The organism is Pelomonas candidula (genome assembly GCF_043555985.1).
Classification (GTDB): Bacteria; Pseudomonadota; Gammaproteobacteria; order Burkholderiales; family Burkholderiaceae_C; genus Pelomonas; species Pelomonas candidula.
On sequence record NZ_JBIGIC010000008.1, the window covers coordinates 202,819 to 226,476 of the forward strand.

At 67.0% G+C, this 23,658-nt stretch carries 24 protein-coding genes and 1 tRNA gene; 16 read left to right on the top strand and 9 right to left on the bottom strand.

Annotated elements, in window-relative coordinates:
• Positions 1 to 8 precede the first annotated feature (8 nt).
• From ACG04R_RS17215 to ACG04R_RS17235, 5 genes are read left to right on the top strand one after another with little or no spacing between them, the layout of a single operon-like run.
• On the top strand, positions 9 to 140 hold the full coding sequence (locus ACG04R_RS17215; protein WP_394413317.1) for a cbb3-type cytochrome oxidase subunit 3: 132 nt from the start codon (positions 9 to 11) through the stop codon (positions 138 to 140).
• A complete protein-coding gene (gene ccoP, locus ACG04R_RS17220) occupies positions 137 to 1,057 on the top strand; it encodes a cytochrome-c oxidase, cbb3-type subunit III (RefSeq protein WP_394413320.1) in 921 nt (306 codons plus the stop codon). Before ACG04R_RS17215 ends, ccoP begins: the two co-directional genes overlap by 4 nt.
• Before the next feature lie 3 nt (positions 1,058 to 1,060).
• On the top strand, positions 1,061 to 2,500 hold the full coding sequence (gene ccoG / locus ACG04R_RS17225) for a cytochrome c oxidase accessory protein CcoG (protein WP_394413323.1): 1,440 nt from the start codon (positions 1,061 to 1,063) through the stop codon (positions 2,498 to 2,500).
• A 16-nt stretch (positions 2,501 to 2,516) separates the two neighbouring features.
• Positions 2,517 to 2,783, top strand: a complete 267-nt coding sequence (locus ACG04R_RS17230; protein WP_394413326.1) for a hypothetical protein — start codon at positions 2,517 to 2,519, stop codon at positions 2,781 to 2,783.
• Positions 2,780 to 3,073, top strand: a complete 294-nt coding sequence (locus ACG04R_RS17235) for a hypothetical protein (RefSeq protein ID WP_394413329.1) — start codon at positions 2,780 to 2,782, stop codon at positions 3,071 to 3,073. Before ACG04R_RS17230 ends, ACG04R_RS17235 begins: the two co-directional genes overlap by 4 nt.
• Here the strand turns inward: ACG04R_RS17235 and ACG04R_RS17240 are convergent.
• Positions 3,036 to 4,379, bottom strand: a complete 1,344-nt coding sequence (locus tag ACG04R_RS17240) for an NAD(P)/FAD-dependent oxidoreductase (RefSeq protein WP_394413332.1) — start codon at positions 4,377 to 4,379, stop codon at positions 3,036 to 3,038. The genes ACG04R_RS17235 and ACG04R_RS17240 overlap by 38 nt on opposite strands.
• A gap of 47 nt (positions 4,380 to 4,426) precedes the next feature.
• Entirely contained in the window at positions 4,427 to 5,161 is a 735-nt protein-coding gene (gene fnr / locus ACG04R_RS17245; RefSeq protein WP_394413561.1) for a fumarate/nitrate reduction transcriptional regulator Fnr, read from the bottom strand.
• 154 nt (positions 5,162 to 5,315) lie between these two features.
• On the opposite strand from fnr, the gene hemN reads away from it, so the two are divergent.
• The 3 genes from hemN (at position 5,316) to icd (ending at position 8,664) form a co-directional block, all read left to right on the top strand.
• Entirely contained in the window at positions 5,316 to 6,707 is a 1,392-nt protein-coding gene (gene hemN / locus ACG04R_RS17250) for an oxygen-independent coproporphyrinogen III oxidase (protein WP_394413335.1), read from the top strand.
• Positions 6,707 to 7,333, top strand: coding sequence for an urease accessory protein UreH domain-containing protein (locus ACG04R_RS17255; protein ID WP_394413338.1), 627 nt, complete (start codon positions 6,707 to 6,709; stop codon positions 7,331 to 7,333). Before hemN ends, ACG04R_RS17255 begins: the two co-directional genes overlap by 1 nt.
• Before the next feature lie 74 nt (positions 7,334 to 7,407).
• Positions 7,408 to 8,664 carry an NADP-dependent isocitrate dehydrogenase gene (gene icd / locus ACG04R_RS17260; RefSeq protein WP_394413341.1) on the top strand — a complete coding sequence of 419 codons (1,257 nt, stop codon included), beginning with the start codon at positions 7,408 to 7,410 and terminating at the stop codon, positions 8,662 to 8,664.
• A 279-nt stretch (positions 8,665 to 8,943) separates the two neighbouring features.
• On the opposite strand, the gene ACG04R_RS17265 is transcribed toward icd, so the two are convergent.
• On the bottom strand, positions 8,944 to 11,181 hold the full coding sequence (locus tag ACG04R_RS17265; RefSeq protein WP_394413344.1) for an NADP-dependent isocitrate dehydrogenase: 2,238 nt from the start codon (positions 11,179 to 11,181) through the stop codon (positions 8,944 to 8,946).
• Positions 11,182 to 11,422: 241 nt separating this feature from the next.
• Complete coding sequence (locus ACG04R_RS17270; protein ID WP_394413564.1) at positions 11,423 to 11,671, bottom strand: cold shock domain-containing protein; 249 nt, start codon at positions 11,669 to 11,671, stop codon at positions 11,423 to 11,425.
• 181 nt (positions 11,672 to 11,852) lie between these two features.
• Here ACG04R_RS17270 and clpS point away from each other — a divergent pair, with 181 nt between their 5' ends.
• Positions 11,853 to 12,233, top strand: a complete 381-nt coding sequence (clpS, locus tag ACG04R_RS17275) for an ATP-dependent Clp protease adapter ClpS (RefSeq protein ID WP_394413347.1) — start codon at positions 11,853 to 11,855, stop codon at positions 12,231 to 12,233.
• Positions 12,230 to 14,554: an ATP-dependent Clp protease ATP-binding subunit ClpA gene (gene clpA / locus ACG04R_RS17280; protein ID WP_394413350.1), complete on the top strand. Its 2,325-nt coding sequence runs from the start codon at positions 12,230 to 12,232 to the stop codon at positions 14,552 to 14,554. Before clpS ends, clpA begins: the two co-directional genes overlap by 4 nt.
• Positions 14,555 to 14,601: 47 nt before the next feature.
• Here the strand turns inward: clpA and ACG04R_RS17285 are convergent, their stop codons facing one another.
• The 5 genes from ACG04R_RS17285 to ACG04R_RS17305 are packed head-to-tail and all read right to left on the bottom strand — an operon-like array spanning position 14,602 to position 17,698.
• Entirely contained in the window at positions 14,602 to 15,375 is a 774-nt protein-coding gene (locus ACG04R_RS17285) for a M90 family metallopeptidase (RefSeq protein WP_394413567.1), read from the bottom strand.
• Positions 15,375 to 16,121 carry a UDP-2,3-diacylglucosamine diphosphatase gene (locus ACG04R_RS17290; RefSeq protein WP_394413353.1) on the bottom strand — a complete coding sequence of 249 codons (747 nt, stop codon included), beginning with the start codon at positions 16,119 to 16,121 and terminating at the stop codon, positions 15,375 to 15,377. Before ACG04R_RS17290 ends, ACG04R_RS17285 begins: the two co-directional genes overlap by 1 nt.
• Entirely contained in the window at positions 16,118 to 16,615 is a 498-nt protein-coding gene (locus ACG04R_RS17295) for a peptidylprolyl isomerase (protein WP_394413356.1), read from the bottom strand. The genes ACG04R_RS17290 and ACG04R_RS17295 overlap by 4 nt, the downstream gene beginning before the upstream one ends.
• Positions 16,612 to 17,175 carry a peptidylprolyl isomerase gene (locus tag ACG04R_RS17300; protein ID WP_394413359.1) on the bottom strand — a complete coding sequence of 188 codons (564 nt, stop codon included), beginning with the start codon at positions 17,173 to 17,175 and terminating at the stop codon, positions 16,612 to 16,614. Before ACG04R_RS17300 ends, ACG04R_RS17295 begins: the two co-directional genes overlap by 4 nt.
• Positions 17,176 to 17,179: 4 nt before the next feature.
• Positions 17,180 to 17,698: a tetratricopeptide repeat protein gene (locus ACG04R_RS17305; RefSeq protein WP_394413363.1), complete on the bottom strand. Its 519-nt coding sequence runs from the start codon at positions 17,696 to 17,698 to the stop codon at positions 17,180 to 17,182.
• A 140-nt stretch (positions 17,699 to 17,838) separates the two neighbouring features.
• Between ACG04R_RS17305 and cysS the strand changes: the two genes are divergently transcribed.
• From cysS to ACG04R_RS17335, 6 genes are all read left to right on the top strand, one after another.
• Positions 17,839 to 19,212, top strand: a complete 1,374-nt coding sequence (gene cysS / locus ACG04R_RS17310; RefSeq protein ID WP_394413366.1) for a cysteine--tRNA ligase — start codon at positions 17,839 to 17,841, stop codon at positions 19,210 to 19,212.
• Positions 19,212 to 19,853, top strand: coding sequence for a DNA-3-methyladenine glycosylase family protein (locus ACG04R_RS17315; RefSeq protein WP_394413369.1), 642 nt, complete (start codon positions 19,212 to 19,214; stop codon positions 19,851 to 19,853). Before cysS ends, ACG04R_RS17315 begins: the two co-directional genes overlap by 1 nt.
• On the top strand, positions 19,853 to 20,824 hold the full coding sequence (locus tag ACG04R_RS17320; RefSeq protein WP_394413372.1) for an acetyl-CoA carboxylase carboxyltransferase subunit alpha: 972 nt from the start codon (positions 19,853 to 19,855) through the stop codon (positions 20,822 to 20,824). Before ACG04R_RS17315 ends, ACG04R_RS17320 begins: the two co-directional genes overlap by 1 nt.
• Positions 20,793 to 22,097 carry a tRNA lysidine(34) synthetase TilS gene (tilS, locus tag ACG04R_RS17325; protein WP_394413375.1) on the top strand — a complete coding sequence of 435 codons (1,305 nt, stop codon included), beginning with the start codon at positions 20,793 to 20,795 and terminating at the stop codon, positions 22,095 to 22,097. The genes ACG04R_RS17320 and tilS overlap by 32 nt, the downstream gene beginning before the upstream one ends.
• A 60-nt stretch (positions 22,098 to 22,157) precedes the next feature.
• Positions 22,158 to 23,432 carry an aspartate kinase gene (locus ACG04R_RS17330; RefSeq protein WP_394413378.1) on the top strand — a complete coding sequence of 425 codons (1,275 nt, stop codon included), beginning with the start codon at positions 22,158 to 22,160 and terminating at the stop codon, positions 23,430 to 23,432.
• 48 nt (positions 23,433 to 23,480) lie between these two features.
• A tRNA-Ser gene (locus ACG04R_RS17335) sits at positions 23,481 to 23,573 on the top strand.
• Positions 23,574 to 23,658: the final 85 nt, after the last annotated feature.

Here is a 23,658-nt window from a genome sequence, read left to right on the forward strand (position 1 = left end):
CCCGCATCATGGGCATCAACGAACTCCGCATCGCCGTGACCGTCGTGTCGCTGGCCGTTTTCGTGGGCATCGTCGTCTGGGCCTGGCGAGGCCGCTTCGAGGCCGCTGCTTCGCTGCCGTTCGAGGGAGGCGAGCAATGAGTGACTTCTTCAGCTCCGGCTGGTCGATCTTCGTCGCTGCGGCCACGATCCTCGGCTTGGTGGCGTGTGGCGTGCTGCTGATCATCGCCAGCCGCCGCCAGCCGTCCGCCGCCGACAACACCACCGGCCACGTGTGGGACGAGGACCTGCGTGAACTGAACAACCCGCTGCCGCTGTGGTGGATGGGCCTGTTCGTGCTGACCATCGTGTTCGCCGGCGCCTACCTGGCTCTGTACCCGGGCCTGGGCAGCGCCAAGGGCACGCTGGGCTGGACCAGCCTCGGCGAGCATGCCGCTGAAGTGGCGCAGACGCGCGCCGCCATGGCGCCCGTCTACGCCGCGTTCACCGGCATGACGCCCGAGCAACTGGCCAAGGACCCGAAGGCCCACGCCATTGGCGAGCGTCTGTTTGCCAACAACTGCGCGCAGTGCCACGGTGCCGACGCCAAGGGCTCCAAGGGCTTCCCCAACCTGACCGACAACGATTGGCTCTGGGGTGGCAGCTACGACACCATCGTGGAGACCATCACCAAGGGCCGCGAGGGCAACATGCCGGTCATGGCGCCTGCGGTCGGCAGCTCGGACGACGTGCGCAACGTCGCCCATTACGTGCTGTCGCTGTCCGGCAGCCCGCACAACGAGCTGTACGCCCAGCTCGGCAAGCCCAAGTTCGCCGTCTGTGCGGCCTGCCACGGCCCGGCCGGCAAGGGCACGCAGGCCCTGGGCGCGCCCAACCTGACCGACAAGATCTGGTTGCACGGCTGGGGCGAGGCGGCCATCATGGCGATGGTGAACAACGGCAAGCACAACGTCATGCCGGCACACGGCGAGCGGCTGACGCCCGAGCAGATCCGTGTGCTCGCTGCGTACGTCTGGAGCCTGTCGCAGTCTCAAAGCGTGACCGCCGCGAATCCCTGACCCATGCCTTCTCCCGCTGCACCCGGCCCGGCAGGCGGCGACGCCGTCCAGGTCATCCGCCTCTACCGCTCGGAAGACAAGATCCACCCCCGGGCGGTGGACGGCTTCTATGCCCGCTGGCGCTGGGCCTTCGTCGCGCTGACGCAGATCGTGTTCTACGGCCTGCCCTGGCTGAACTGGGGCGAGCGGCAGGCCGTGCTGTTCGACCTGGGCGCGCGGCGCTTCTACGTCTTCGGCCTGGTGCTTTACCCGCAGGACTTCGTGTACCTCACGGCCCTGCTGATGATCTCGGCCTTCGGCCTGTTCCTGTTCACTGCGGTGGCGGGCCGGTTGTGGTGCGGTTATGCGTGTCCGCAGACCGTCTACACCGAGATGTTCATGCGCATCGAGCACTGGTTCGAGGGCGATCGCAACGCGCGGCTGAAGCTGGAGAAGTCGCCGTGGAACTTCAACAAGCTGTGGCGCAAGACGGCCAAGCAGGTGGCCTGGATCGCCTTGGGTCTGTGGACGGGCTTCACCTTCGTTGGCTACTTCACGCCCATCCACGTGCTTGGCGGCGAAGTGCTTGCGTTGGGGCTGGGGCCTTGGGAGAGCTTCTGGGTGCTGTTCTACGGCTTTGCCACCTACGGCAATGCCGGCTACATGCGCGAACAGGTCTGCAAGTACATGTGCCCCTACGCGCGCTTCCAGAGCGCGATGTTCGACCGTGACACCCTCATCGTCAGCTACGACCCGGCCCGGGGCGAGCCGCGCGGCAAGAACGCGCTGCGCAAGAAGGGCGAGGCGCGTAGCGCTGAGGTGGGCGACTGCATCGACTGCGGCCTGTGCGTGCAGGTCTGCCCCACGGGCATCGACATCCGTGACGGCCTGCAGTACGAGTGCATCGGCTGTGCGGCCTGCATCGACGTCTGCAACGGCGTCATGGACAAGATGGGCACGCCGCAAGGGCTCATCCGCTACGACACCGAGAACGGTCTCGAGCAGCGCCTGACCCGCGCGCAGCGCTGGCGCCGCGTGCTGCGGCCTCGGGTGCTGGTCTACAGCACAGTGCTGCTGGTCATCTGCTCGGCGCTGCTCTGGAATATCGCCTCGCGGCACAGCTTCCGCGTGGACGTGGTGCGTGACCGGGCGTCGCTCGCGCGGCTCGTGGAGGACGGCTGGATCGAGAATGTCTACCGTCTTCAGATCATGAACGCCACCGAGGCGCCGCAGCGCTACCGTATCGACGCCGATGGCTTGCCGGGCCTGAAGCTGAGCCAGGCCACCGTCGTCGAGATCGGACCGGCCGAAGCCCGCTGGGTGGCGGTGAGCCTGCGGATGCCACCCGAGGCGGCACAGCAGCTCAAGCCAGGCGCCCATCCCATGCATTGGCGCATCAGCCGCGAAGGCGATGGCTCCGGCGAGGCTGTCGTCGAGAAGTCCACCTTCGTGCTGCCGCGCTGACCTTCAGGAGACACACATGACCGTTGCAACGACACCCGTACCCGCCTGGCGGGAACCCATGGTCTGGCTCGTCATCGGGGGGCCCGCCACCGTCGTTGTGGCCAGCTTCTTCACACTGGCGCTGGCCATCATTCATCCCGATCCACCGCTGGATCTGCACGCCGCGTCGCCCAAGGCGGCCGAGGATGCCGAGCCGGCCGACCTGCGTGCCAAGGCCGGCGACATGCCGGCGCTGACGGCCCGCAACCATGCGGCGACCGGTGTACCGGGAGCCTCGCGGTGACAGGCGCTCCCGGCCCCTCGCGCGTCGCACGGTTCGCGATGGCGGTGGCCTGGTCGTCCTTCCTGTCGGCAGGGGTGCTGGAAGCGCTGGTGTTCGCCGTCGTCGACCCGGCGGACCTGCGCTGGTTCGGTGGCGCGCAGGTGGACTTGTCCACGCAGGCGGTCTACACCGTCAGCTTCCTCATCTTCTGGGGTGTCATCGCGTTGGGCGCCAGCCTCGCGCTGCTGTTGGTGACGCTGCCGCCCGAGGACGTCAAGCCTGCGCGTCGCTCGCCGGGCTGGCCTCGCTGAGCTGGGCGGAGCCCGCGTTCGCGACGACCCGCGCACCGCGGTCATAGGTCCAGTAGGCCCAGGCCCAGTCCAGCAGCACGACGAAGCGGTTGCGGTAGCCGATCAGGAAGTAGACGTGGGCGAACAGCCAGAACAGCCACGCGAAATAGCCTGAGAAACGCAGCGGTCCGGCCGGCGAGCCCAGGTCCACGACGGCGCTGTTGCGGCCGATGGTGGCGAGGTTGCCGTAGTCTGCGTAGCGGAAGGCCTGCGTGGCTTCGCCGCGCACGCGTCGCAGGATGTTGGCTGCGGCGCAGCGGCCCATCTGCTTCGCACCGGGTGACACGCCTGGCACCGGCCGCGGCTGCTTGCCCGGCGCGTGGCTTTGCGCGGCGGCCAGGTCGCCGATGACCTGGATGGCCGGGTTGCCCTTCAGGCTGAGGTCGGGCTCGACGACGACGCGGCCCGCGCGGTCCAGCGTGCAACCGGTGGCCTCGGCCAGTGCGCGGCCCAGCGGCGATGCCGCCACACCGGCCGCCCAGACGATGCAGCGGCTCAGCAATCGCTCCGAACCGGCGCTGGTCGCGACGTCCAGCCCCTCGGCGTCGATGCCGGTCACGCGCGCCCCCAGCTTCACCTCGACGCCCAGCGCCGTCAGCTGCTCGCGGGCGCGTTCGCTCAGGCTCTCGGGCATGGCGGCCAGCACGCGCGGGCCGCCCTCGACGAGCAGCACACGCGCCTGGCGCGGGTCGATGCGGCGGAACTCGCCCGGCAGCGTGTGGCGCGCGATCTCGGCGAAGGTGCCCGCCAGCTCCACGCCGGTGGGCCCGGCGCCGACGACGACGAACTGCAGCAGCGCGGCGCGCCGGGCCGGATCGTCTTCGCGCTCGGCAGCCTCGAAAGCCATCAGTACGCGGCGGCGGATCTCGAACGCGTCGGCCAGCGTCTTCAGCCCCGGCGCGAACGGGGCCCAGTCGTCGCGGCCGAAGTAGCTGTGCGTGGCGCCGGCGGCGACGATGAGGTGGTCCCAGCGCAGCAGCGCGCCGTCCCTCAGCGTGGCGGTCTTGCCCTGCGCGTCGATGGCGACGACCTCGCCCAGCAGCGTCGTCACGTTGCGCTGGCGGCGGAACAGATGCCGGATCGGCGCCGCGATGGACGGAGCCGACAGGCCCGCCGTCGCCACCTGGTACAGCAACGGCTGGAACAGGTGGTGGTTGGTCTTGTCGACGACCGTGACGTCGACATCGGCACCGCTCAACGCGCGGGCCGCCTCCAGGCCGCCAAAGCCGCAGCCGATGATGAGGATGTGGGGACGCATGGAGCCCATCCTACTCGCGCTTTTGTGCGCTGCAGCATGGGCGCCGGAGAGTCCCGTCAGCAGCGGCTGTTGTTGACGAGCGCCTGCAGGCCGGCCTGGTCGAGGATGCGCAGCTGGCGCTGCTTGACCTCCATCAGCCCGTCTTCCTGGAACTTGGAGAACGTGCGGCTGACGGTCTCGAGCTTGAGGCCGAGGTAGCTGCCGATCTCCTCGCGCGTCATGCGCAGCACGAGGCTGGAGGCCGAGAAGCCGCGTGCCTGCAGTCGTTGCGTCAGGTTCAGCAGGAAGGCGGCGAGCCGTTCTTCGGCCCGCATATTGCCCAGCAGCAGCATGACGCCATGGTCGCGCACGATCTCGCGGCTCATGATCTTGTGGAAGGAGTGCTGCAGCACGGTGAACTCGCGCGACAGGTCTTCCAATTGCGAGTAGGGGATCACGCAGACCGACGAGTCCTCCAGAGCGACGGCGTCGCAGTGGTGGTGGTCGCTGCTGATGCCGTCCAGCCCCAGCAGCTCGCCGGCCATCTGGAAGCCGGTGACCTGGTCGCGGCCGTCTTCGCTGTTCACGCAGGTCTTGAAGAAGCCGGTGCGCACGGCGTACAGCGCCTCGAAGCGCTCGCCGTTGCGGAACAGGTGCTCGCCGCGCGAGACGGTGCGGCGCTTGGCGACGAGGGCGTCGAGCTGGCCCAGTTCGGTGGAGTTCAGTCCCACTGGCAGGCACAGCTCGCGCAAGTTGCAACTGGCGCAGGCGACCTTGAGCGGCTCGATGGCGGCGGGAGAGTGCGTCGGCATGTCTGGGCGGGGCGACATGCGTGTGACGGGCGTCAGGGTCGTCAGCATGGCGTTATTGGGTTGGATCAACTGGTTCACATTCTTGGTCGGGTCGTGCGCTGCGGGCTTGACGCCGATCAAGGCCGGCCCGCGTCGCCCTGGGCAAAGTGCAGCCATGACTGCTGTAACCGCCCGCCCCCCCGAACTCGAGATCGCCGACCTCCTGCGCCGTCACGACGTGGCCGGGCCGCGCTACACCTCCTATCCGACGGCCGATCGCTTCGTCGAAGCCCATCAGGCCGACCAGCATCTGCAGGCGCTGCGCCAGCGTGGCACGGCGCAGCCGTTGTCGGTCTACGTGCACATCCCGTTCTGCGAGCAGCTCTGCTACTACTGTGCCTGCAACAAGATCATCACCAAGCACCACGAACGCGCCGCGCCCTACCTGGCCGCGCTGGAAGTGGAGATGGATCTCGTCGCCGAGGCTCTGGGCGGCGCGGCGCCGGTGTCGCAACTGCACCTGGGCGGCGGCTCGCCCACCTTCCTGTCCGACGACGAGTTGAGCGTGCTGATGGACGGGCTGCGCCGGCGCTTCAAGCTGCTGCCCGGCGCCGAGCTGTCCATCGAGGTGGACCCGCGCACGGTGGACCTGAATCGGCTCGCGCACCTGCGCCTGCTGGGCTTCAACCGCTTGTCCTTCGGCGTGCAGGACTTCGATGCCGCCGTGCAGAAGGCCGTGCACCGCGTGCAGCCCATCGAGCAGGTCGCCGCGCTGATGCAGACTGCCCGCGAACTGGGCTTCTCGTCGACCAACGTGGACCTCATCTACGGCCTGCCGCTGCAGACGCCCGAGAGCTTCGCCCGCACGATCGCGCAGGTGGCCGAGCTGCGGCCCGACCGCATCGCGATGTACGCCTACGCCCACCTGCCGCAGCGCTTCAAGCCGCAGCGCCGCATCGCGGCCGAGCTGCTGCCGCCGGCCGGCGACAAGCTGGCCATGCTGTCGGGCGCCATCAGCGCGCTGCTGGGCGAGGGCTACACCTACATCGGCATGGACCACTTCGCGCTGCCCGACGACCCGCTGGCCGTCGCCAAGCGGCAGGGCCTGCTGCACCGCGGCTTCCAGGGCTACTCGACGCAGCCGGACTGCGACCTCGTGGGCCTGGGCGTGTCCGCCATCAGCCGGGTGGGCGCCACCTACGCGCAGAACGCCAAGACGCTGCCGGAGTACGAGGACGCGCTGAAGCTGCGCCAGTTGCCCGTGCAGCGCGGCCTCGCACTGACGCGCGACGACCTGCTGCGCCGCGCCGTCATCATGGCGCTGATGTGCCAGGGTCGCGTCGAGTACGAGTCCATTGCGGCCTCCTATCTCGTCGACGTGCCGACCTACTTCGCGCCCGAACTGGCGCGGCTGGAACAGCTGGTGGGGCAGGGCCTCGTCGCGCTGGAACCGGACGCCATCCAGGTCACGCCGCTGGGCTGGTATTTCGTGCGCGCCGTCGCGCTGGTGTTCGACCGCTACCTGCAGGCCGACGCGAGCCGCGAGCGGTTCTCGAAGATCATCTGATGTCTCTGGACGCCGCGCTGATCGCGTCGGCCACGCTGATGGGCCTGGCGGGCACGCCGCACTGCGCGGCGATGTGCAGCGCGCCTTGTGCGCTGGCCGGTGGCCCGCGGCCAGCGAGGCTGCTGGTCGGCAGGGTGCTGGGCTACACGGCCGGTGGCGCCGTGGCGGCGGCATCGGCCGAAGCGCTGGCGCGGGCGTCGCAGAGCGTCGTGCTGCTGCAGCCGGCCTGGGCGCTGGTGCAGGCCGCGATGCTGCTGCTGGGCCTGACGCTGCTGGCCCGTGGCCGCGTGCCGGCCTGGCTGGGCGCCGTGAACTGGCGGCCCAAGCCGCGCCATGCCTTCGCCACCGGCGTTGCCTGGGTGGCGATGCCCTGCGGGTTGCTGCACGCGGCGCTGCTGCTGGCGGGGCTGTCGGGCTCGGTCATGAGTGGCGCGGCGGCAATGGCGGGTTTCGCGCTGGCCAGCACGCCGGGCCTCGTCATCGCGCCGCTGTGGCGGGCGCGGCTGCTCAAGCGCGGCGCGGGCGGCGAGGTGCTGGCGCTGCGCCTGGCCGGCTTCGCGCTGGCGGCGGGTGCGGCCTGGGGCCTCGCGCATGGCGTGTGGGAGCGCCTGCTGCAGGCCTGCTGAGCGCCGCCGACTGCCACTGGCGGGCCATAAACTCGCCGCATCTTTTTTCTCGCATCGCTGCGAAAGCCCACGCCATGTCCCCACGCATCCAGGTGCCCGAAGGCGGCCAGAAGATCACCGTCAACGGCGACTTCTCGCTGAACGTGCCGCACAACCCCATCATTCCGTACATCGAGGGGGACGGCGTCGGCCTGGACGTCACGCCGGTCATGCTGAAGGTCGTGGACGCCGCGGTCGCCAAGGCCTATGGTGGCGCGAGCCAGATCCACTGGATGGAGGTCTACGCCGGCGAGAAGAGCACGCGTGTCTACGGTCCGGACGTGTGGCTGCCTGCCGAGACGGTGCAGGCCGTCAAGGACTGCATCGTCTCCATCAAGGGCCCGCTGACGACACCGGTCGGCGGCGGTATCCGCTCGCTGAACGTGACGCTGCGCCAGGAGCTGGACCTCTACGTCTGCCTGCGCCCCGTGCAGTACTTCAACGGCGTGCCCAGCCCCGTGAAGGAGCCGCACAAGGTCGACATGGTCATCTTCCGCGAGAACTCGGAGGACATCTACGCCGGCATCGAGTACGAGGCCGGCAGCGACAAGGCCAAGAAGCTGATCGCCTTCCTGCGCGACGAACTCGGCGCCAAGAAGCTGCGCTTCCCCGAGACCTCCGCGCTGGGCATCAAGCCCGTATCGCAGGAAGGCACGGCGCGCCTCGTGCGCAAGGCCATCCAGTACGCCATCGACCATGACAAGCCGTCGGTCACGCTGGTGCACAAGGGCAACATCATGAAGTTCACGGAAGGTGCCTTCCGTGACTGGGGTTATGCGGTGGCGCAGCAGGAGTTCGGCGCCCAGCCCATCGATGGCGGCCCGTGGTGCCGCCTGACCAACCCGAAGACCGGCAAGACCATCACGATCAAGGACGTCATCGCCGACGCCTTCCTGCAGCAGATCATCCTGCGCCCGGCCGAGTACAGCGTCATCGCGACGCTGAACCTGAACGGCGACTACATCTCCGACGCGCTGGCGGCTCAGGTGGGCGGCATCGGCATCGCGCCGGGCGCCAACATGAGCGACACCGTCGCGATGTTCGAGGCCACCCACGGCACGGCGCCCAAGTACGCCGGCAAGGACTACGTGAACCCGGGCTCCTCGATCCTGTCCGCCGAGATGATGCTGCGCCACATGGGCTGGACCGAAGCAGCCGACCTCATCATCAGCGCGATGGAGAAGGCCATCCTCAGCAAGAAGGTCACCTACGACTTCGCGCGGCTGATGGACGGCGCGACGCAGGTGTCGTGCTCGGGATTCGGCGACGTGATGATTGCCCAGATGGAGTGACGCGGCCCGGGCATCGCCCGGCGGCGCCGTTCCGCCAGCCCCGCCGTCGCAGGATGTCGGGGCTTTTTGCGCGCCCCAAAAGGAAACCCCGGCGTAGGGCCGGGGTTGTGGCGACTCGCGGTGCTTCACGAGAGGCCGGGTTAGGGGATTGCAGGAGGCAAACGCCTGGGTCTGACTTTACGTAACAAGCTTGAAACCTGGCTTGCTGCAGGATGACAAAAACGGTGCCAGGCGTGAAAAAGGGGCGCCGGAGGCGCCCCTTTCAGGTGCAGGCGTGCATCAGGCCAGCGCGGCCAGTGCGGCGTTGAACGTCGCGCTGGGGCGCATGACCTTGTCCAGCTTGGCCACGTCCGGCAGGAAGTAGCCGCCGATGTCGGTCGGCTTGCCCTGCACGGCCTTCAGCTCTTCGGCGATCTTGGCCTCGTTGGCGGCCAGCTTGTCGGCCAGCGGCTTGAACTTGGCGGCCAGTTCGGCGTCCTCCGTCTGCGTGGCCAGTTCCTGCGCCCAGTAGAGCGTCAGGTAGAAGTGGCTGCCGCGATTGTCGATCTCGCCGGTCTTGGGGCTGGGGCCCTTGCCGTTGTCCAGCAGCTTGCCGGTGGCAGCGTCCAGCGCCTTGGCCAGCACCTTGGCCTTGGCGTTGCCGTTCTTGATGCCCAGCTCTTCCAGGCTCACGGCAAGGGCCAGGAACTCGCCCAGCGAATCCCAGCGCAGGTGGTTCTCTTCCACCAGTTGCTGCACATGCTTCGGGGCCGAGCCGCCGGCACCCGTCTCGTACATGCCACCGCCGGCCATCAGCGGGACGATGGACAGCATCTTGGCCGACGTGCCCAGCTCCATGATGGGGAACAGGTCGGTCAGGTAGTCGCGCAGGATGTTGCCGGTGGCACTGATGGTGTCCTGGCCGCGGATGACGCGCTCCAGCGTGTAACGCATCGCGCGGACCTGGCTCATGATCTGGATGTCCAGGCCGGTCGTGTCGTGCTCGTGCAGGTACATCTTGACCTTGCGGATCAGCTGCGCCTCGTGCGGGCGGTAGCTGTCCAGCCAGAAGACCACCGGCATGCCGGAATTGCGGGCGCGGTTGACGGCCAGCTTGACCCAGTCGCGGATGGCGGCGTCCTTGCACTGGCACATGCGCCAGATGTCACCCTGCTCGACGTTCTGGCTCAGCAGCACCTCGCCCGTTTCCAGGTCGGTGATGTTGGCGACGCCGTCCTCGGTGATCTCGAAGGTCTTGTCGTGCGAGCCGTATTCCTCGGCCTGCTGGGCCATCAGGCCGACGTTGGGCACCGTGCCCATGGTCTTGGGGTCGAAGGCGCCGTGCCACTTGCAGAAGTTGATCATCTCCTGATAGATGCGGGCAAAGGTCGACTCCGGCATGACGGCCTTGACTTCCTTCAGGCGGCCATCGGCACCGTACATCTTGCCGCCGGCGCGGATCATGGCCGGCATGGAGGCGTCGACGATGACGTCGTTGGGCGAGTGGAAGTTCGTGATGCCCTTGGCGGAGTCCACCATGGCCAGCTCGGGGCGGTGCTCCTGGCAGGCGTGCAGGTCGCGCTTGATCTCGTCCTGCTTGCTCTGCGGCAGCGTGGCGATCTTGGTGTACAGGTCCACCATGCCGTTGTTGACGTTGACGCCCAGCTCGTCGAACAGCTTGCCATGCTTCTCGAAGGCTTCCTTGTAGAAGATCTTGACGCAGTGGCCGAACACGATGGGGTGGGACACCTTCATCATCGTGGCCTTCACGTGCAGCGAGAACATCACGCCGGTCTTGCGCGCGTCTTCGATCTCCTGCTCGTAGAAGGCCAGCAGCGCCTTCTTGCTCATGAACATCGAGTCGATGACCTCGCGGTCCAGCAGCGAGACCTTGGGCTTGAGCACGATGGTCTTGCCGCTCTTGGTGATCAGCTCCATCTTCACGTCGCGCGCGCGGTCCAGCGTCAGCGACTTTTCACCGTGATAGAAGTCGCCGTCATGCATGTGCGAGACATGCGAGCGCGAGGCCTGGCTCCACGGGTCCATGCGGTGCGGGTTCTTGCGGGCGTATTCCTTGACGGCCTTGGGCGCGCGGCGGTCGGAGTTGCCTTCACGCAGCACCGGGTTCACGGCCGAGCCGATGCACTTGTTGTAGCGGGCGCGGATGTCCTTCTGCTCGTCGGTCTCGGGCTTCTCGGGGAAGTCGGGGATCTTGTAGCCCTTGTCCTGCAGTTCCTTGATGGCGGCCTTCAATTGAGCCACGGAGGCGCTGATGTTGGGCAGCTTGATGATGTTGGCTTCGGGCTTGAGCGTCAGCTTGCCCAGGGCGGCCAGGTTGTCGGGCTGGCGCTGTTCTTCGCTCAGCAGCTCGGGGAACTGACCCAGGATGCGGCTCGCCACAGAGATGTCGCTGGTGACGACGTCGACGCCCGCCTGCGCCGCGAAGGCCTGGACGACCGGCAGCAGCGAGGCGGTAGCCAGGCGGGGGGCTTCGTCGGTCAGGGTGTAAACGATCTGGGGCGTCTTTTCGGCGGTCATGGAGATGGTCCGGTAAATGAAGAATCCGTGCGGCGCGCGGGTCACGCGGGTGCGCGCAAGGTGTGAACTCTAGCAAGCCGGGTGCGGCTCGGCGTCCGGCGCCACTTCTTGGCCGGTCGATCCCGGCTTCGGCCAGGTCATGATTCGGTCATGCGAGCAGAACAGGCGTGCCCGGCGCCGCACAAAGGCAAAAGCCCCGTGGCGCTGGGCCACGGGGCTTTTGCTTTGCAGCAGGCTCGGCTCAGGACGCCAGAGAAGGCTGCTGCTCGGCGGCGCGCGCAGCGGCTTCCATCGGTGTGATGTTCTGGGCCAGCTGGCCCTTGGGTCCCTGCACCAGATCGAACTGCACCTGACTGCCCTGCTTGAGCGTCCGGAAGCCTTCCATCTGGATCGCCGAGAAATGGGCGAAGACGTCATCGCCGCCGGCTTCCGGCTCGATGAAACCAAAGCCCTTGGCATCGTTGAACCACTTGACTTTGCCCAGCGCCATCATCTTGTCTCCGTTCTTTGTGGCACCTCCCGGGGAGGCGGACGAGATTTTGGTGACGTGAACAATCGCGTCAATTCGGGACCTTCCCGGCCGGGTTCACCCTTGGATGCTTGCAATTCGCCGGGGCGTCGCCAACTGCCGGCAGTCGCGGGGGGAATACCCCCGTCGATAGAATCAATGCATGCCTGTGCTCCCCGTTTTTTCACCGCGAAACCAGTCGGCTCCGCCCCCGCCCACGCCTCCGTTGAGGCCGGGCAAGGATGAAGGCGATGGGGCGGTCGTCGTCGAGCGCCAGACGCAGAAGACCGAGCCGCCGCGGCTCTACCAGGTGCTGCTGCTGAACGACGATTTCACGCCGATGGAGTTCGTTGTCATGGTTCTGCAGGAATTTTTCCGGCATGACCTCGATACGGCGACGCAGATCATGCTCAAAATCCACCACGAGGGTCGCGGGGTTTGCGGTGTCTTCACCAAGGACGTCGCCGCGACCAAGGTGGAGCTGGTACTGGCCGCCTCCCGGCGTGCCGGCCACCCCCTGCAGTGCATTATGGAGGCCGCATGATTGCGCAAGAGCTTGAAGTCAGTTTGCACATGGCGTTCGTCGAAGCGCGCCAGCAGCGGCATGAATTCATCACCGTCGAGCACTTGCTGCTCGCGCTGCTGGACAACCCCAGCGCCGCCGAGGTGCTGCGCGCTTGTGCCGCCAACCTTGATGACCTGCGCAAGAGCCTGACGCAGTTCATCAAGGAAAACACGCCGATGGTGGGTGGCAGCGACGAGGTGGACACGCAGCCCACGCTCGGATTCCAGCGCGTCATCCAGCGCGCCATCATGCACGTGCAGAGCACGGGCAGCGGCAAGAAGGAAGTGACCGGTGCCAACGTGCTCGTCGCGATCTTCGGCGAGAAGGATTCGCACGCCGTCTACTACCTGCACCAGCAGGGCGTCACGCGCCTGGACGTCGTCAACTTCATCGCCCACGGCATCAAGAAGACCGACCCCGAACCGCCCAAGGCGCCGGAAGGCCAGCAACAAGGCCAGGAAGGCGAGCGCGAGGAAGGTGAGGGCGGCAGTGCCAAGGCGTCGCCGCTGGAGCAGTTCACGCAGAACCTGAACCAGCAGGCCAAGGACGGCAAGATCGATCCACTGATCGGCCGCGAGTCCGAGGTCGAGCGCGTCGTGCAGGTGCTGTGCCGCCGCCGCAAGAACAACCCGCTGCTGGTGGGTGAGGCCGGTGTCGGCAAGACCGCCATCGCCGAAGGCCTGGCCTGGCGCATCACCGAAGGCGAAGTGCCCGAAGTGCTGGCGGACAGCGTCGTCTACTCTTTGGACATGGGCGCACTGCTGGCGGGCACCAAGTACCGCGGCGACTTTGAGCAGCGCCTCAAGGCGGTGCTCAAGGCGCTGAAGGACCAGCCGCATGCCATTCTCTTCATCGACGAGATCCACACGCTGATCGGCGCCGGCGCCGCGTCGGGCGGCACGCTGGACGCGAGCAACCTGTTGAAGCCGGCGTTGTCGTCGGGTGCCATGAAGTGCATCGGCGCGACGACGTTCAACGAGTACCGCGGCATCTTCGAGAAGGACGCGGCGCTGTCCCGTCGCTTCCAGAAGGTCGACGTGGCCGAGCCGTCGGTGGAGCAGACCATCGAGATCCTGAAGGGGCTGAAGAGCCGCTTCGAGGAGCACCACTCGGTCAAGTACGCGCTGGGCGCGCTGCAGGCTGCGGCTGAGCTGTCGGCCAAGTACATCAACGACCGCCACCTGCCGGACAAGGCCATCGACGTCATCGACGAGGCCGGCGCCGCGCAGCGCATCCTGCCCAAGAGCAAGCAGAAGAAGACCATCACGCGCGCCGAGGTGGAAGACATCGTCGCCAAGATCGCGCGCATCCCGCCCGCGTCCGTCAACAGCGATGACCGCAGCAAGCTCAAGACGCTGGATCGCGACCTGAAGAGCGTCGTGTTCGGACAGGACCCGGCCGTGGATGCGCTGGCCGCTGCCATCAAGATGGCGCGCTCCGGCCTGGGTCGGCCGGACAAGCCGGTGGGCAGCTTCCTGTTCAGCGGCCCGACGGGCGTCGGCAAGACCGAGGTGGCGAAACAGCTCGCCTACATCCTGGGCATCGAGCTGATCCGCTTCGACATGTCCGAGTACATGGAGCGCCACGCCGTCAGCCGCCTGATCGGCGCGCCTCCGGGCTACGTGGGCTTCGACCAGGGCGGCCTGCTGACCGAGGCCGTCACGAAGAAGCCGCACGCGGTGCTGCTGCTGGACGAGATCGAAAAAGCGCACCCGGACGTCTTCAACGTGCTGCTGCAGGTCATGGACCACGGCACGCTGACCGACAACAACGGGCGCAAGGCCGACTTCCGCAACGTCATCATCATCATGACGACGAACGCGGGCGCCGAGGCGCTGAACAAGGCCACCATCGGCTTCACCACGTCGCGCCAGCAGGGCGACGAGATGGCCGACATCAAGCGCCTGTTCACGCCGGAGTTCCGCAACCGCCTGGACGCCATCGTGTCCTTCCGCCCGCTGGACGAGGAAATCATCCTGCGTGTGGTCGACAAATTCCTGCTGCAGCTCGAAAGCCAGTTGCAGGAGAAGAAGGTCGAGGTCAGCTTCTCCGACGCGTTGCGCAAGCAACTCGCCAAGAAGGGCTTCGACCCGCTGATGGGTGCGCGGCCGATGCAGCGCCTGATCCAAGACACCATCCGCCGCGCGCTGGCCGACGAACTGTTGTTCGGCCGCCTGACCGATGGTGGCCGCCTCAGCGTCGACGTGGACGACAAGGGCGAGACGGTGCTGGATATCCAGCCCACGCCGCCCAAGCCCAGCAAGGATGGCAAGCCCAAGGCCGAGCCGGCAACAGCCTGACCTTTTTGTCTGAAATGGAAAGGGACGCCGCGGCGTCCCTTTTTTTGTCAGCCCGCCGGGCTTTGTCTGAAGAAACCGGCCAGCAGTTCGTACATCGCTGGCTCCTCGGCGCGCATCGCGGTCGGGGCGACGAAGAATGCCTCGACGGCCACGGCGAAGAACTCCTCGACGGCCTCGGCGCCGTAAGGGTCGATCAGCGTGTCCTCGCCGGCGTCGACGCGTTCGCAGAACTTCTCCCACTCGGCGTCGATGACGGCGATCCAGCGCTCGCGCTCGGCCGCGTCCAGCGGCGGCACGCCGTCGGCCAGGCCGTCGCGCATGTCGATGACGTGGGCGAACTCGTGGATGACGACGTTGTAGACCGCGTCCGCGCCGAACTCGGCCGGGTCGTCGCTGACGGCGACGGCTTTCCAGGCCAGCATCAGCGGCCCGCCTTCCATGGCCTCGCCGGCCAGTTCCTCGTCGTACTCGTGGACGACGCCGTCCTCGTCCTCGAAGCGCCGCTTGGCGACCACTTCGCTCGCGTGCATGACGATGCCGACGAAGCCGTCATACCAGCTCAGCCCCAGCCGCAACACCGGCAGGCAGGCTTGCGCGGCGACGGCGACGGCCACCTCGTTGGTGACCTCGAAGCCGTCGACGCCATGGAACTCCTTGGTCGACAGGAACAGGCTGCACAGGCGGCGCAGCTCCGTGAGGTCATCCGCGTTGCGCTGGGCCAGGAAGGGGTAGCGCAGCAGCGTCAACTGCCACAGCGCATCGGGGATGGCGTGGCGCTCGAGGGCGCGTTGCTCGCGCCAGTTTCTGATGGCCTTGAGGATCACAGTGGCAGGCGTTGCAGGCCGGCGTCCGACAGGCGGATCACGTCGCCGCGTGGCGGTGTCGCGTCCAGATCCCAGTCGGACAGCACGATGCGCTTCATGCCATCGCCAAGGTCATGCTCGCCGGGCCGGTGTGTGTGACCATGGATCATCGTCTTCGCACCGGCTTCGTCCATCAGGGCGCGACAGACATCGGCGTCGAGATCGCTGGCCTGCAGCTGGGCGGCTTGCGCCGCACGGCTGCCTTCGCGCATCTGGCATGCAAGGGCCTGGCGGGCTGCCAGCGGCTGGGCCAGCAGCTCGGCCTGCCACTGGGGAGCGCGAACCTGGTTGCGGAAGAGTTGGTAGGCCGTGTCGGACAGGCACTGCGCATCGCCGTGCACAAGCAGCCAGCGTTCCCCGAAGGCGCAGAGCAGCGTCGGGTCGGGCAGGGCGGTCATGCCGCAGTCGGCCAGCATGTCGGTGCCGACCAGGAAGTCGCGATTGCCGTGCATGAAGAACAGGCTCAGCCGCTGGCTGGCCTGTTTCAGCATGGCGACGCAGGCGGCTTCGAAGGGCTGGTGGCGAGCATCGTCACCGACCCAGACTTCGAAGATGTCGCCTAGCAGCAGCACCGCATCGGCCGGTGTCTCGGCCAGGTGCGTTTGAAGCCGGGCGAAGGTGCCCGGCGTATCGGGCCCTAGGTGAAGGTCAGACAGCAGGTCGACCTGCCGCCACTGCACCGGGGCCGTCAGCGTGTGGATCAAACCTCGACGGCCTTCTCGATGACGACGTCCTCGACAGGCACGTCGCCATGGCCTCCGCGGCCGGCGGTCTTGGACTTTTCGATCTTGTCGACGACGTCCTGGCCCTCGACGACCTTGCCGAACACGGCATATCCCCAGCCCGACGGGCTCTCGGACTTGAAGTCCAGGAAGCCGTTGTTCGTCGTGTTGATGAAGAACTGCGCCGTGGCCGAGTGCGGCGCGTTGGTGCGCGCCATCGCCAGCGTGTAGTGGGCGTTCTTCAGGCCGTTGTTGGCCTCGTTCTGGATCGGCGCCTCGGTGGGCTTTTGCTTCATGCCGGGCTCGAAGCCGCCGCCCTGGATCATGAAGCCCTTGATGACGCGGTGGAACACCGTACCGTTGTAGTGGCCGCTGCGGACGTAGCTGAGGAAGTTGGCGACGGACAGCGGCGCCTTCTCGGCGTCCAGCTCGATGAGGATGTCGCCGTGGTTGGTGGTGAGTTTGACTTGGCTCATTTTTTTACCGGCTCGATGACGGCCTTGGTGATGAAGATGGGTTTGATGGGGAGATTCTCAAAGACGCCCACCGCACGGGTATCGACGGCGCGGATCTTGTCGACGACATCCATGCCCTCGACGACCTGGCCGAAGACGGCGTAGCCAGTGCCGATGCGGCCGGGCATGGCATCCAGGCTGAAGCCGTTGTCGACGACGTTGATGAAGAACTGCGACGTGGCCGAGTTCGGATCGCCGGTGCGGGCCATCGCGATGGTGCCGCGCACGTTGGACAACCCGTTGTCGGACTCCAGCGGGATCGGTGCCTTGGTCGGGCGCTGGTTCAGCTTGGCGTCGTAGCCGCCGGTCTGGATCATGAAGCTGCCGATGACGCGGTGGAAGATGACGCCGTTGTAGTGGCCGGCCTTCACGTACTGCAGGAAGTTCGCAACCGTCTTGGGCGCCTTCTCGGCGTTGAGCTCGATGCGGATGTCGCCTTCCGTGGTCTGCAGCTTCACGGTCTGTGCCGAGGCGCCGGCGGCCGCGAGCAGTGCGGCGAGGAACAGGGCGGTCTTGGTCATGGGGTCAGCGTGGCTTGTTGAGGGAGGCGGTCAGCGCCAGCGTGCTGTTGATCTTGCCGGCCAGCGCGTCGCTGGGGGCGAGCGACAGCTTCTGCGCCCGCTGGTAGGCGCGCAGTGCAAGCCGCATCAGCACGTCGCCCAGATTCTCCTGCGCCTGGGCGTGCTCCGGCTGCAGGCGCAGCGCCTGCTCCAGTGCGGCCTGGGCTTCGTCCAGCTCCCCCGCAGCTGCGTGAAGCACCGCAAGGTTGTTGTAGGGATCGGCCAGGTCGGGGAAGTCCTGCGTCAGCCGCGTGAAGATCTCCAGCGCCTTGGCGCGGTCGCCCAGCTCCATGCGCATGACGCCTTGGGCGAAACGCAGTTGCAGGTCGTCCGGCGTGCGGGCGAGGGCTTGTTCGACCTGCTCGATGGCCTGGGTCTTCTGGCCGGCAAGCCAGAGTCGCTGGGCGTTGGCCAGGTCGTCGGCGCGGGCTGGCGCCGAGGCCAGCGCGGCCAGCAGTGCGAGGGTGGTGAGGGGCAGACGCATGAGGGTTGACGCGGGGGGCGGCAGGAAGGACGGCAACAAAGGTCGGCCGGTATACTGAATTCATTCTATGAGCCCCGCCTGGCCGGCCCCTGTGCGGGGCTTCTTGTTGGTGGAGGGCTTTGCCTCCTGTCCCGTCCCTCATGTCCCTGCGCGTCCACAGCTCCCTCAGCCGCACCCTCGAAGACTTCAAGCCGCTCGTGCCCGGCCAGGTGCGCATGTACGTGTGCGGCATCACGGTCTACGACCTGTGCCACATGGGGCATCTGCGCATGAACATGGCGTTCGACGTCATCTACCGCTGGCTGCGCGCCAGCGGCTATGCCGTCACCTATGTGCGCAACGTGACGGACATCGACGACAAGATCATCAAGCGCGCCGTCGAGCGCGGCATCACGATCCGCCAGCTGACCGAAGAGATGACGGCTGCGATGCACGAGGACTTCGCCGCCGTGGGCCTGCTGCGCCCCGACCATGAGCCGCGCGCGACCGAGTACGTGCCGCAGATGCTGTCGCTGATCGAGCGCTTGGAAGAGCGCGGCCTGGCCTACCGTGCCGAGGGCGGCGACGTGAACTACGCCGTCCGCAAGTTCCCCGGTTACGGCAAGCTCAGCGGCAAGAGCCTGGACGACCTGCGGGCCGGCGAACGCGTGGCGGTCGACGACGGCAAGCTCGATCCGCTGGACTTCGTGCTGTGGAAGGCCGCCAAGGCCGAGGAGCCCGCCGATGCCAAGTGGGCCGCGCCCTTCGGCGAAGGCCGCCCGGGCTGGCATATCGAGTGCTCGGCCATGAGCTGCGCGCTGCTGGGCGAAGCCTTCGACATCCACGGCGGCGGCGCCGACCTGCAGTTCCCGCACCACGAGAACGAGATCGCGCAGAGCGAGGGTGCCGGCTATCCGTTCGCGACCTACTGGCTGCACAACGGCTTCCTGAACGTCGATGGCGAGAAGATGTCCAAGAGCCTGGGCAACTTCTTCACCATCCGCGACGTGCTGCAGAAGTTCGACGGCGAGACGCTGCGCTTCTTCATGCTGCGCACGCACTACCGCCGGCCGTTCAACTTCAGCGACTCGCATCTCGAAGACGCGCGCACCGCGCTGACGCGGCTCTACACGGCGCTGGACGCCGTGCCGCCTGCTGACGTCACCATCGACTGGACCGAGCCCAGTGCTGCAGCCTTCAAAGCCGCGATGGACGAGGACTTCGGCACGCCCGGCGCCATCGCCGTGCTGTTCGACCTCGTCAACGAGGTCAACCGTGACCGCTCCCCGCAACGTGCCGGCCTGCTGAAGGCGCTGGCCGGCGTGCTGGGCGTGCTGCAGCAGGAGCCGCGTGCCTACCTGCAGGGCGGCTCGGGCGGCGGTGATGCGGCCTGGATCGAGGAACGCATCGCCGCGCGTGCCGCGGCCAAGGCAGCCAAGGACTTTGCTGGCGCCGACGCGATCCGCGCCGAGCTGTCGGCCAAGGGCATCACGCTGAAGGATGGCGCGGGCGGAACGACCTGGGTCAAGAGCTGATGGCCTCCAAGATGCCCGTCGAGGTCACGCCCGACTACTGGGACGACGCCTGCAAGCATCTGGTCAAGCGCGACCGGGTGCTGCGCAAGCTCATCCCGCAGTTCGGCGAAGCGCGGCTGCAAAGCCGTGGCGACCCGTTCGCAACGCTGGCCCGTTCGGTGGTCGGGCAGCAGATCTCGGTCAAGGCCGCGCAGTCGGTCTGGAACCGCTGGGTCGACCTGATGCCCAAGTTCCAGCCGTCGGCCGTGCTCGCCCTCGATGTCGAGGCTCAGCGCGCAGCCGGCCTGTCGGCGCGCAAGGTCGAATACCTGCGCGACCTGGCCGAGCACTTCGATGCCGGCAGCGTCCACGTGCGCCAGTGGGCGCAGATGGACGACGAAGCCATCATCGAGGAACTGGTTGCTATCCGTGGCATCGGCCGCTGGACGGCCGAGATGTTCCTGATCTTTCATCTGATGCGCCCCAACGTCATGCCGCTGGACGACGTCGGCCTGTTGAAGGGCATCAGTCTCAACTACTTTTCCGGCGAGCCCGTCTCCCGCGCCGAGGCGCGCGAGGTCGGTGACGCCTGGGCGCCCTACCGCTCGGTGGCGGTTTGGTACATTTGGCGCAGCCTCGATCCGCTACCTGTGGACTACTGATGAGCAAGAAACACTTTCTGGAATTCGAGCAGCCCATTGCCGAACTCGAGACCAAGATCGAAGAGCTGCGCTACGTGCAGAGCGAGTCGGCCGTTGACATCTCGGAAGAGATCGACCGCCTCTCCAAGAAGAGCCAACAGCTGACCAAGGAGGTCTACGCGAGCGTGGCGCCTTGGCAGGTCTATCAGGTGGCCCGCCACCCGCAGCGCCCGCAGACGCTGGACTACTGCTCGGAAGTCTTCACCGAGTTCCAGGAGCTGCACGGCGACCGCCATTTCGCGGACGACGCGGCCATCGTCGGTGGCCTTGCGCGCTTCAACGGCCAGGCCTGCATGGTCATCGGCCACCAGCGCGGTGCCGATGCCAAGGAACGCACGCTGCGCAACTTCGGCATGCCGCGCCCTGAGGGCTATCGCAAGGCGCTGCGCCTGATGAAGCTCGCCGAGAAGTTCGGCCTGCCGGTGTTCACCTTCATCGACACCATGGGCGCCTACCCCGGCATCGGTGCCGAGGAGCGCGGCCAGTCCGAAGCCATCGGTCGCAACATCCTCGAGATGGCGCAGCTGGAAGTACCCATCATCGCCACCGTCATCGGCGAAGGCGGCTCCGGCGGTGCTTTGGCCATCGGTGTGGCCGACCAGGTGCTGATGCTGCAGTTCTCGGCCTACTCCGTCATCTCGCCGGAAGGCTGTGCGTCCATCCTGTGGAAGAGCAGCGAGCGCGCGTCCGACGCGGCCGAGGCTTTGGGCATCACGGCCCACCGCCTGAAGGCCATGGGTCTGATCGACAAGATCGTCAGCGAGCCCGTCGGCGGCGCCCACCGCGACGGCAAACAGATGGCGTCCAACCTGAAGCGTGCACTCAGCGATGCGCTGCGCCAGGTCAGCGACCTGAAGACCCGCGAGCTGCTGGACCGTCGCTACGAGCGCGTCCAGGCCTATGGCCGCTTCAGCGACACCAAGAATCGCTGAGTCAGACCTCGTCGCGGTCGCCTTCAGCGGCGGCATCGACTCCACCGCGCTGCTGCACGTCGCCACCCGCTCGGGTGCGCGCGTGCTTGCGCTCCACGTGCACCACGGATTGCAGCCGCAGGCGGATGACTGGGCGGCGCACTGCGAGGGTGTGGCGCGCGAGTTAGGCGCCGATTTCGCCTGCACTCGGCTGAGCGGGTCTCCGGGGCGTGGAGACAGCGTCGAAGCATGGGCCCGTGAGGGGCGGCATCGGGCGCTGCACGACATGGCCGTCGCAGCCGGCGCCGACCTGCTTTTGTTGGCCCATCACCGGCAAGACCAGGCCGAGACCTTCCTTTTGCAGGCCATGCGCGGCGCCGGAACGGCAGGACTGGCCGGCATGCCGCGCTCGCAGTGGCGCGATGGCCTGTGCTGGGCGCGACCCTGGCTGGACCAACCGCGCGGCGCGATCCGTGCCTATGCCGAACGTGAAGGCCTGCACTGGATCGAAGACCCGAGCAATGCCGATGTGCGTTACGCCCGCAACCGATTGCGGCAGTCGCTCTGGCCGGCCTTTCCGTCCGCTGAGGCCGGATTGGCGCAGGCCGCGCGTTGGGCTCAACAGGCGCAGGCGCTGGCCGCGGAAGTTGCGCAAGAGGACCTGGCTAGGTTGTCCACGCCGCGACGCCTCGATCTCGCGGCCTTGGTTCAACTGTCATCGGCCCGTGCCAGCAACGCGCTGCGTGCCTGGCTGGCGCCATGCACGGCTGCACCCGCCAGTCTCATCGAACGCCTGTTGACGGAATGGCGAGCTGGCACGACGCTGTCCTGGCCCGCGCCTGGCGGCCAACTGCACGCCTACCGCGATGGTTTGTACTGGGCCGCCGAGTCCGCGGTGGCGCCGCTGCCTTCAACCGTCGATCTCAGCCGTCCGGGGCTGCATCCCCAGCCGGGCTGGGGCGGCGCCTGGCTTGTCGAGCCGGCATCGACTGGCATCGCTCCTGCGCGCCTTGCCCGCCTGACGCAGCAATCGCGAGCCGGTGCAGAGCAGTTCCAGCACGCGCCTGCTTCCACACCGCGCAGCCTGAAGAAGGCCTGCCAGCAGGTCGGCCTGCCGCCATGGCGCCGTGGCGGGCCGCTGTTGTTCGATGTGGAGGGGCACCTCGTTGCCGTCGCCGGCCTGGGCATGGATGCACGTGCCTTCGCCGATCAAGATGAGATGCGGCTGGCTGTCCACTGGCTGGACGACTCCGACTTGCCTCAGCGCGAAGGCGGAACCAAATCGGCCGCATAAAATCGGGGGTTTGCGAGTGCGCCGTCCCGGCAATCTCACCTTCAGCCTTCGCTCAAACACATGGCTCTGATCGTCCACAAGTACGGCGGCACCTCGATGGGGTCCACCGATCGCATCCGCAACGTCGCCAAGCGCGTCGCCAAATGGGTGCGTGCCGGCCACCAGATGGTGGTCGTGCCCTCGGCCATGAGCGGCGAAACCAACCGCCTGCTCGGACTGGCCAAGGAACTGTCGCCTTCCAGCGTGACGGCCGAAGTCAACCGCGAACTCGACATGATCGCGTCCACCGGCGAGCAGGTCTCGGTCGGCCTCCTGGCCATCGCGCTGCAGGCCGAAGGCGTGCAGGCCGTCAGCTATACCGGCTGGCAGGTGCCGGTGTCGACGGACTCGTCCTACACCAAGGCCCGCATCGAGAGCATTGACGACAAGCGCGTGCGCGCCGACCTGGCCGCGGGCAAGGTCGTCGTCATCGCAGGCTTCCAGGGCATCGACGCCAACGACAACATCACGACGCTGGGTCGCGGCGGTTCCGACACCTCGGCCGTGGCTATCGCCGCCGCCATGAAGGCCGACGAGTGCCTGATCTACACCGATGTGGACGGCGTCTACACGACCGACCCGCGCATCGTCCCCGAGGCGCGTCGCCTGCACACCATCAGCTTCGAAGAGATGCTGGAGATGGCGTCGCTCGGTTCCAAGATCCTGCAGATCCGCTCGGTGGAATTCGCCGGCAAGTACAAGGTGCCGCTGCGCGTGCTGTCCAGCTTCACGCCCTGGGACATCGACATCAACGAAGAAGCCAAGTCCGGCACCCTGATCAGTTTTGAAGAGGACGTAAACATGGAACAAGCCGTCGTTTCGGGCATTGCCTTCAACCGCGACGAGGCCAAGGTGACGCTGCTGGGCGTGCCCGACAAGCCCGGCATCGCCTTCCAGATCCTGGGCCCCGTGGCCGAGGCCAACATCGACATCGACGTCATCATCCAGAACGTCTCCCACGACGGCAAGACGGACTTCTCGTTCACAGTGCACCGCAACGACTATGCGCGCACGATGGACCTGCTGCAGAACACCGTCGGCCCGGCCACCAACGCAGCCAAGGTGGTTGGCGACCCGAAGATCTGCAAGGTCTCCATCGTCGGCATCGGCATGCGCTCGCACGTCGGCGTGGCCAGCAAGATGTTCCGCTCGCTGTCGGAAGAGGGCATCAACATCCAGATGATCTCCACCAGCGAGATCAAGACCAGCGTCGTCATCGACGAGAAGTACATGGAACTGGCCGTGCGCGCGCTGCACAAGGCCTTCGATCTGGACCAGGAAGCGGCTGCCGCCTGATTCTTTACCTGAGGTGCTCCGCGCTGGTATAGAATGCGCGGCTGTGCTGGAGTCGTGACCGAGTGGCCGAAGGTGCTCCCCTGCTAAGGGAGTATGTGGGCAAAACCTGCATCGAGGGTTCGAATCCCTCCGACTCCGCCAAGTACACGTTCTAGAGCGTCCCAAGACGTCTCGCCAGGAACCCTGAAAGCCCGTTTTCCCCAGTGGAGACGGGCTTTTTTGTTTC

Bases quoted from the DNA above. Each gene is read 5' to 3' on its own strand.
- clpS (WP_394413347.1), top strand. From the start codon at position 11,853: ATGCCTGTGCTCCCCGTTTTTTCACCGCGAAACCAGTCGGCTCCGCCC.
- fnr (WP_394413561.1), bottom strand. From the start codon at position 5,161: ATGCCGACGCACTCTCCCGCCGCCATCGAGCCGCTCAAGGTCGCCTGC.
- tilS (WP_394413375.1), top strand. From the start codon at position 20,793: ATGGCCGCTTCAGCGACACCAAGAATCGCTGAGTCAGACCTCGTCGCG.
- cysS (WP_394413366.1), top strand. From the start codon at position 17,839: ATGTCCCTGCGCGTCCACAGCTCCCTCAGCCGCACCCTCGAAGACTTC.
- ACG04R_RS17305 (WP_394413363.1), bottom strand. From the start codon at position 17,698: ATGCGTCTGCCCCTCACCACCCTCGCACTGCTGGCCGCGCTGGCCTCG.
- ccoP (WP_394413320.1), top strand. From the start codon at position 137: ATGAGTGACTTCTTCAGCTCCGGCTGGTCGATCTTCGTCGCTGCGGCC.
- ACG04R_RS17330 (WP_394413378.1), top strand. From the start codon at position 22,158: ATGGCTCTGATCGTCCACAAGTACGGCGGCACCTCGATGGGGTCCACC.
- ACG04R_RS17240 (WP_394413332.1), bottom strand. From the start codon at position 4,379: ATGGGCTCCATGCGTCCCCACATCCTCATCATCGGCTGCGGCTTTGGC.
- ACG04R_RS17265 (WP_394413344.1), bottom strand. From the start codon at position 11,181: ATGACCGCCGAAAAGACGCCCCAGATCGTTTACACCCTGACCGACGAA.
- clpA (WP_394413350.1), top strand. From the start codon at position 12,230: ATGATTGCGCAAGAGCTTGAAGTCAGTTTGCACATGGCGTTCGTCGAA.
- ACG04R_RS17255 (WP_394413338.1), top strand. From the start codon at position 6,707: ATGTCTCTGGACGCCGCGCTGATCGCGTCGGCCACGCTGATGGGCCTG.
- ACG04R_RS17230 (WP_394413326.1), top strand. From the start codon at position 2,517: ATGACCGTTGCAACGACACCCGTACCCGCCTGGCGGGAACCCATGGTC.
- ccoG (WP_394413323.1), top strand. From the start codon at position 1,061: ATGCCTTCTCCCGCTGCACCCGGCCCGGCAGGCGGCGACGCCGTCCAG.
- icd (WP_394413341.1), top strand. From the start codon at position 7,408: ATGTCCCCACGCATCCAGGTGCCCGAAGGCGGCCAGAAGATCACCGTC.
- ACG04R_RS17270 (WP_394413564.1), bottom strand. From the start codon at position 11,671: ATGGCGCTGGGCAAAGTCAAGTGGTTCAACGATGCCAAGGGCTTTGGT.
- ACG04R_RS17215 (WP_394413317.1), top strand. From the start codon at position 9: ATGGGCATCAACGAACTCCGCATCGCCGTGACCGTCGTGTCGCTGGCC.
- ACG04R_RS17320 (WP_394413372.1), top strand. From the start codon at position 19,853: ATGAGCAAGAAACACTTTCTGGAATTCGAGCAGCCCATTGCCGAACTC.
- ACG04R_RS17315 (WP_394413369.1), top strand. From the start codon at position 19,212: ATGGCCTCCAAGATGCCCGTCGAGGTCACGCCCGACTACTGGGACGAC.
- ACG04R_RS17295 (WP_394413356.1), bottom strand. From the start codon at position 16,615: ATGAGCCAAGTCAAACTCACCACCAACCACGGCGACATCCTCATCGAG.
- hemN (WP_394413335.1), top strand. From the start codon at position 5,316: ATGACTGCTGTAACCGCCCGCCCCCCCGAACTCGAGATCGCCGACCTC.
- ACG04R_RS17300 (WP_394413359.1), bottom strand. From the start codon at position 17,175: ATGACCAAGACCGCCCTGTTCCTCGCCGCACTGCTCGCGGCCGCCGGC.